Here is a 7,749-nt window from a genome sequence, read left to right as displayed (position 1 = left end):
GCACCTGACCGTAAATAAATACTTAAAAATGGAACGTTCGCACTTAAAACTATCTATATACCAAAAAGAAATTTAAAATTACCTTCTAATCAAACAAAGTAGCTTGAGAATACCCATGGCGCTTCTGGAAATCCTTCAATACCCTGACGAAAGACTTCGCACCATTGCCGAGCCCGTGGCTGAAGTAAACGACGATATTCGTAAAATAATCGATGACATGCTTGAAACCATGTACAAATCCGGGGGCGTTGGTCTGGCAGCCACTCAGGTCGATATCCATCTGCGCATTGTCGTGATGGACTTTTCCGATGATGGCAACGAGCCAATGGTTCTGATCAATCCAACGTTCGAACCTCTGACCGACGAATTAACGGATCTCTCTGAAGGCTGTCTGTCCATCCCGGGATTTTTCGAGCTGCTGGATCGTCCGGCTCAAGTCCGTTTGACTGCCCTGGACAGAGACGGAAACCCATACTCAAAAGATCTCGATGGCCTGCCTGCTGTCTGCGTACAGCATGAGATGGATCACTTGAATGGCAAACTGTTCGTGGATTATCTGTCGCGCCTGAAACAGGAACGTATTCGCAAAAAACTGGTGAAAAACAAGCGCCTTGCTATGGCTTAATGCTTCTGAAGACCTCCCGGAAGATGAGTTCCGGGGGGACTCAGATTTTACTCAGCCCCTTACTTTATCTATCATCGCCGCCAACCCTATCGTTCTGTCGAGCTTGTAGAAAACCCAATGAAAAGCCTTCGTATTGTCTTTGCCGGTACTCCGGATTTTGCCAGCGCCCACCTTCAAGCGGTTCTGGACAGTCAAGCGGTCATAGACAGTCAGCATGAAGTCATTGCCGTATACACCCAGCCAGACAGACCGGCGGGACGGGGCAGAAAACTGAAGCCCAGCCCGGTGAAAGCGCTGGCGCTGCAACATAATATCCCAGTGTTCCAGCCACTGTCTCTGAAAAAAGATGAAGCTGCCCGTGAACAGCTCGCCGCACTCAAGCCAGATCTGATGATTGTAGTAGCCTATGGTCTCATACTTCCGAAGAGTGTTCTGGATATTCCAACCTTTGGCTGCATCAATGTGCATGGATCGATTCTGCCGCGCTGGCGCGGTGCAGCCCCTATCCAGAGGGCCATTGCGGCCGGAGACGAAGAGTCCGGAGTCACCATTATGCAGATGGATGAAGGCCTGGATACTGGCGATATGCTGATTAAAGCCCACTGCCCGATTCACAAAACAGACACATCTTCCAATTTGCATGACCGCCTGATCGAAGTAGGCCAGCCGGCCCTGATCGAAGCCATTAATGCTATCGCTGAAGGCACTATTACTGCGGAAAAGCAGGATGACCGTTATACCAGTTACGCCCACAAAATGACTAAGGAAGAAGCCCGCATTGATTGGCACAAAACAGCAGCTAATCTTGACTGCCTGATACGGGCATTTAACCCTTGGCCAGTAGCGACAACCGAGTTGGAAGGGATCGCCATTCGGGTCTGGGAGGCAGAACGGGTTGAAGAAAACCACGCTGAAACACCCGGCACTCTGATTAAGGCTGACAAATCAGGTCTGGATATTGCCTGTGCAAAAGGCATACTCCGTCTGACTAATGTACAGTTATCTGGCAGTCGTGCCATGCCCGTTCAGGACCTGCTCAACAGCCGCAGGGATATGTTTATACCCGGGACAAAATTCAACTAATGGCCAAACAATCTTCCGTTCGACTGGCAGCAGCCAAAGTGATTAGCCGTGTTGCTTCCGGTGAATCCCTGAGTCAGGTTCTACCTGAATATCAGGAGGGTCTGCGCCAGAAAGATCAACCCCTTCTGGCAGAGCTGAGCTACGGCACGCTGCGTTACTATTTTCGTCTGGATAACTGGCTCAGTGCCCTTATGGACAAACCGCTGAAATCAAAAGAGCAGACCATTCACAGCCTGATTCTGGTGGGGCTCTACCAACTTTTCTATACGCGCATTCCAGCACACGCCGCTATCGGAGAAACGGTCCAGGTCACCCGTATGATGGGTAAAGCCTGGGCCAGGGGTCTTGTGAATGGCGTTCTGCGTTCTGCACAGCGTCAGGAAGATGCGCTCAATGCACTGTCCGATTCCAACGATATTTGTCTCACCGCTCACCCACAGTGGCTGATCGGCAAGATCCGTAAAGCATGGCCTGATCATTGGCAGGCTATAGCCCGGGCCAACAATCAGTCTCCTCCCATGACCCTGCGGGTTAATGAGCAGCATTTAAAGCGTGATCGTTACCTGAAAAAATTGCTGGATAACTGTATCCAGGCTTCATCTTCTCTGGTGTCTCCCCAGGCAATCACCCTCACACGGGCTCTCCCGGTAGAACATCTGCCCGGCTTTTCTGAAGGTGTGGTCAGTGTTCAGGATGAATCCGCCCAGCTTTCCGGAAACCTGTTGCCCATCAAAGAAGGCGACAAGGTTCTCGATGCCTGCTGCGCCCCGGGAGGAAAAACCTGCCAATTGCTGGAAATGTTTCCGGGTATTGAACTGGATGCCCTGGACATAGATGAGAAGCGACTGACTCGTGTTCAGGAAAATCTGGATCGCATTGGCCTGAAAGCCCAACTCCTGACCGGTGACAGTACTCAGCCTGATCAATGGTGGAACGGACAGAGTTACGATCATATTCTGCTGGACGCTCCCTGCTCAGCTACCGGCGTAATCCGCCGCCACCCGGATATTAAACTGCTTCGCAAACCCGAGGATATTGATGCATTGGCCGAGCTACAAGGCAAAATCCTTAATACCCTATGGTCATTGCTAAAGCCCGGTGGCACACTGCTCTACGCGACTTGTTCCATAATGCCGGCTGAAAACAGCAAACAAATTGCCGTTTTCCTCGAACGACAAGTAGACGCAGCACTGCAACCCCTTCCCGGAGAATGGGGACTGGATACCGGCTTTGGGCGACAAATTCTGCCTGGTTCAGGAGACGGCTTTTTCTATAGTCTGCTGAAAAAAGTACGCGGTGATTCTGACGTGACCATTGAGAGCCCTCAGCCTGGTGAGAGCTCTCAGCCTATTGAAAGCTCTCTGATAATAAAAAGCCATCAGGAAAGTCTATGAAAATCATCATTCTCGGTGCCGGACAAGTAGGTGGAACTCTGGCAGAAAACCTGGCCAATGAAGAGAACGACATCACGGTAGTGGATGCCAACGGCGAGCTTCTCAGGGAGCTACAGGATCGTATTGATATCCGGACCATCCAGGGTATGGCCTCATTCCCCTCTGTACTCAAACAGGCCGGTGCTGATGATGCTGACATGCTGGTAGCGGTAACTAACAGCGATGAAGTGAACATGGTGGCCTGCCAGATCGCCTACACCCTGTTTCACACACCTTCCAAGATTGCCCGTATTCGTCAGGCGGCGTACCTGAACAAGGAAAACCTGTTTGGCGATGATGCTCTGCCCATCGATGTATTGATCAGCCCGGAGCAAGTCGTCACCAACTACATTCGACGCCTTCTTGAACGTCCCGGAGCACTTCAGGTTCTGGACTTTGCCAATGGCCGCGCCCAACTGGTGGCTATGAAAGCCTATTATGGCGGTCCATTGGTTGGCCAGGAATTACGCTACCTGCGTGAACATATGCCCAGCGTTGACACCCGTGTGGCTGCGATTTTCCGCCGCGGCAAGGCCATCATGCCCAAAGGTACAACGGTGATTGAGGCCGATGATGAGGTCTTCTTCATCGCTGACCGCTGTCATATCCGGGCTGTCATGAGTGAACTTCAGAGGCTCGATGATGATTACAAACGCATCATTATTGCCGGCGGTGGTAACATTGGTCTGCGCCTCGCCCAATCGGCTGAAAATGATTTCAAGGTGAAAATCATTGAACAGAATATGGAGCGCTGTCAGTTCCTGTCCGAGACCCTGATCAAAGCCATGGTTTTCAACGGCAATGCCTCCGATAAAGAACTGCTGATTTCTGAAAACATTGAAGAGACAGATGTCTTTTGTGCCCTGACCAACGATGATGAAGCTAACGTCATGGCCGCTATGCTGGCCAAACGTCTTGGTGCCCGTAAAGTAATGGCTCTGATTAATAATCCTGCCTACGTTGATCTGGTTCAGGGAGGTGAAATAGATATTGCGATTTCCCCGCAGCAGGCCACTATCGGCAGTCTTCTGAAACACGTACGAAGAGGGGACGTTGTTAACGTTCACTCTCTCCGTCGAGGCGCAGCAGAAGCCATTGAAGCCATTGCTCATGGCGACGAACATTCATCCAGAGTCGTCGGTAAAACGGTTCAGCAGATCGAGCTACCTCCCGGAACAACCATTGGGGCCATAGTCAGAAACGATGAAGTGTTAATTGCACACGACACTACCCGTATAGAGTCAGGAGATCATATCATTCTGTTTCTGACCAACAAAAAACGTATTCACGAAGTAGAACAGCTCTTTCAGGTTGGACTGGGCTTTTTTTAAACGATGCAGTCGTGCTGGTCTTGCGCACTTAATCATTGAATCAGACAGCATGGCCGCTGTCTGTATAACCAGAAAAACAGGGTCTTATGCAGTTTTCTGTCGTTTTGCCTGTCTTGGGCATTCTTTTGATGCTATTCAGCTTCTCCAGCCTTCCGCCTCTGGCGGTGGCGATGATTTATGGGGAAACTGAAATTTCACTGTTTTTATATACTTTTTTCCTGACGTTTCTCATCGGTTTGTTACTCTGGTTTCCTTTCAGAAAAATCAAATCAGATTTACGCCCCCGCGAAGGCTTTATCATCACCGTCCTTTTCTGGGTCGTTTTGGGAGGCATGGGTTCCCTGCCACTCTTACTGATGGAAGACCCGGGCCTCAGTGTGACGGACGCTGTATTCGAGTCCATGTCGGGCCTCACCACCACTGGCGCTACGATACTGACGGGCATTGATCATCTGCCTAAATCAATCCTCTTTTACCGTCAGCAACTTAAGTGGCTGGGGGGCATGGGTATCATTGTTCTGGCAGTGGCTATCATGCCTATGCTGGGGGTCGGAGGTATGCAACTTTATCGGACAGAAACACCGGGCCCCATAAAGGACAACAAGCTGACACCCCGAATCAAGGAAACAGCGAAAGCACTATGGCTGCTCTACCTGACACTGACAGCAATATGTGCGCTGGGTTACTGGCTGGCAGGTATGAATCTTTTTGATGCCGTCAGCCACAGCTTTTCCACCGTAGCCATTGGTGGTTTCTCAACCCACGATGCCAGCATTGGCTATTTTGAATCACCACTGATTAATGCCACTGCCACCTTCTTTATGCTGGTAGCCGGTATTAACTTTGCGCTTCACTTTTTCGCCTGGCGTAATAAATCCACCTATCACTACTGGAGAGACCCCGAGGTTCGCACTTATTTGCTGATCCTTCTGGTGGTCTCATTAATTACGGTGGCAGGTCTCTATTTCTCCGGCACTTATGATCTGGCAAACTCACTGGATCACGGTATTTTCGAAGTCGTTTCTGTTGCCACGACCACCGGTTATGCCACCAGCGGTTTCTCAGCCTGGCCAACATTCCTGCCACTTCTTCTCTTTATGACCAGCTTTGCCGGGGGATGTGCCGGCTCAACGGCACGTGGCATGAAGGTGATTCGTGTGCTGCTGATCTTCAAACAGGGGGTAAGAGAACTTCGTCGTTTGGTTCATCCCAATGCTGTTTACACCATCAAACTGGGTGGCAAGGCCGTTCATAGTCGAGTCGGTGAGGCTGTCTGGGGATTCTTTGCCACCTATGTATTTCTGTTTGCTGTCATGATTCTGGCCGTAATGGCCACGGGCGTTGACCTGACCACTGCTTTTTCTACCGTAGCGTCCAGCATGAACAACCTGGGCCCCGCCCTGGGTGAAGCCGCCGAAAATTACAGCGCTCTTCCCGATACAGCGAAATGGATTCTCTGTTTTGCCATGCTGCTGGGTCGTCTGGAAATCTTCACACTGCTGGTATTGTTTACACCCACATTCTGGAAATACTGAGAATAGAAAAGTTATTCACAGCTATCAACAACTTATCCACACCTTCATCAGAACTCCATGATCCTGCCCCATAGAGTTTTGAGGATATTGTTGCTCTGTTATACACAACGACCACATTTCCAGAGGGATACAACGGTATCCGCTCCAGAACCAAAACGTTATAATCCGCTGCTGTTTCCAGAAAATGACACTTAATGCACAAATGAGCCGTTTCACGCTCAGGCTTTCAGTGGCATTGCAAGCACCCGGGTCGTCATGGAGGTTGAACCAGAAGCGTCAGCTCCCTGAATTGTCGAGGCTATTGGCAGCCGGGATAGAGGAATAAAGCCTAATTTTGAGCCTCCATGAGGTAGTACTGTGACTTCTCAAAGCACGCCTGATATCAAGACATTCCAGGGCCTTATCTTGGCCCTTCAGCAGTTCTGGGCTCGCCAGGGCTGTGTCATTATGCAGCCACTGGACATGGAAGTGGGCGCAGGCACCTTCCATCCAGCGACCTTCCTTCGCGCAATAGGTCCTGAAAACTGGAACTCTGCCTACGTGCAGCCCAGCCGCCGTCCAACCGATGGACGCTATGGTGAAAACCCAAACCGCCTACAGCACTACTATCAGTTCCAAGTGGTGATGAAACCCTCTCCGGATAACATTCAGGAACTTTACCTGGATTCCCTCAGGGAGCTGGGCATCGACCCACTGGTGCATGACCTTCGCTTTGTAGAAGACAACTGGGAATCCCCAACACTGGGTGCCTGGGGTCTGGGCTGGGAAGTCTGGATGAATGGCATGGAAGTCACTCAATTCACCTACTTCCAACAGGTAGGTGGTATTGAGTGCTATCCGGTCACTGGCGAAATCACATACGGCCTTGAGCGTCTGGCCATGTATATTCAGGGTGTTGACAACGTATACGACCTGATTTGGACTGAAGGTCCACAGGGCACAGTGTCATACGGCGATGTTTTCCACCAGCAGGAAGTAGAGATGTCTACTTTCAACTTTGAACACGCTGACACTCAGGAACTGTTCCATCAATTCGATTTTTATGAAGCCGAATCCAGGCGTCTGGTTGAAGCGGGCCTGCCTCTGCCTGCTTATGAGTATGTCCTGAAAGCTTCTCATACCTTCAACCTACTGGACGCCCGTCACGCCATCTCGGTGACAGAGCGTCAGCGCTTTATTCTGCGAGTCAGAACCCTGGCCAGAGCCGTAGCCAAAGCCTACTTTGATACTCGCCTTCATCTCGGCTTCCCACTGGCCAGTGACGATATCCGTACAGAAGTTCTGGCCAGTCTGGAAGACAGCAAGACACAGGAGAAGAAGTAATGAGCCAGAAAGATTTCCTGGTCGAGCTGGGAACAGAAGAACTACCCCCGAAAGCGCTGAAAAGCCTTTCCAATGCATTCACTCATGGCATCCTGGATCGCCTGAAGAACGCTCAACTGTCTTTTGACAGCTTTGAAGCCTTTGCCGCACCTCGTCGTCTGGCTTTGCTGATCAAGGGTCTGGATACTGCACAACCTGATCAGCAGCTTGAGCGCCGCGGCCCCGCGGTAAAAGCCGCCTTTGACAGAGAAGGCAAGGCCACTAAAGCAGCCGAAGGTTTTGCCCGTTCTAACGGCGTTTCAGTCGATCAGTTGGAAACGCTGACAACCGATAAAGGCGCCTGGCTTGTCTACCGTACGGTTCAACAGGGTTGCGAGACCACTCAACTACTGCCAGACATGGTCAGCCAGTCTCTGAAT

Annotated in this window: 7 protein-coding genes; all 7 read left to right on the top strand. The window is 50.8% G+C overall.

Going from position 1 to position 7,749, the window contains the following annotated elements:
• Positions 1–115: 115 nt before the first annotated feature.
• Positions 116–625 carry a peptide deformylase gene (gene def, locus KDK16_RS01900; protein WP_257254811.1) on the top strand — a complete coding sequence of 170 codons (510 nt, stop codon included), beginning with the start codon at positions 116–118 and terminating at the stop codon, positions 623–625.
• A gap of 117 nt (positions 626–742) precedes the next feature.
• Positions 743–1,708 carry a methionyl-tRNA formyltransferase gene (gene fmt / locus KDK16_RS01895; RefSeq protein WP_257254810.1) on the top strand — a complete coding sequence of 322 codons (966 nt, stop codon included), beginning with the start codon at positions 743–745 and terminating at the stop codon, positions 1,706–1,708.
• Positions 1,708–3,102, top strand: coding sequence for a 16S rRNA (cytosine(967)-C(5))-methyltransferase RsmB (rsmB, locus tag KDK16_RS01890; protein WP_257274413.1), 1,395 nt, complete (start codon positions 1,708–1,710; stop codon positions 3,100–3,102). The genes fmt and rsmB overlap by 1 nt, the downstream gene beginning before the upstream one ends.
• Positions 3,099–4,472 carry a Trk system potassium transporter TrkA gene (gene trkA / locus KDK16_RS01885; protein WP_257274412.1) on the top strand — a complete coding sequence of 458 codons (1,374 nt, stop codon included), beginning with the start codon at positions 3,099–3,101 and terminating at the stop codon, positions 4,470–4,472. Before rsmB ends, trkA begins: the two co-directional genes overlap by 4 nt.
• Before the next feature lie 86 nt (positions 4,473–4,558).
• Positions 4,559–6,007 (top strand): TrkH family potassium uptake protein, encoded by a 1,449-nt coding sequence (locus tag KDK16_RS01880; protein ID WP_257274411.1) that lies wholly within the window; start codon positions 4,559–4,561, stop codon positions 6,005–6,007.
• 357 nt (positions 6,008–6,364) lie between these two features.
• Entirely contained in the window at positions 6,365–7,330 is a 966-nt protein-coding gene (glyQ, locus tag KDK16_RS01875; protein ID WP_257274410.1) for a glycine--tRNA ligase subunit alpha, read from the top strand.
• On the top strand, positions 7,330–7,749 hold a 420-nt coding region (locus tag KDK16_RS01870; RefSeq protein WP_257274409.1), incomplete at its 3' end, for a glycine--tRNA ligase subunit beta. The genes glyQ and KDK16_RS01870, both read left to right, overlap by 1 nt.

It is taken from the genome of Endozoicomonas sp. SESOKO4 (assembly GCF_024606275.1).
The sequence above is the reverse complement of the archived record's forward strand: the minus strand, read 5'-3'. Positions and strand labels throughout refer to the sequence as shown.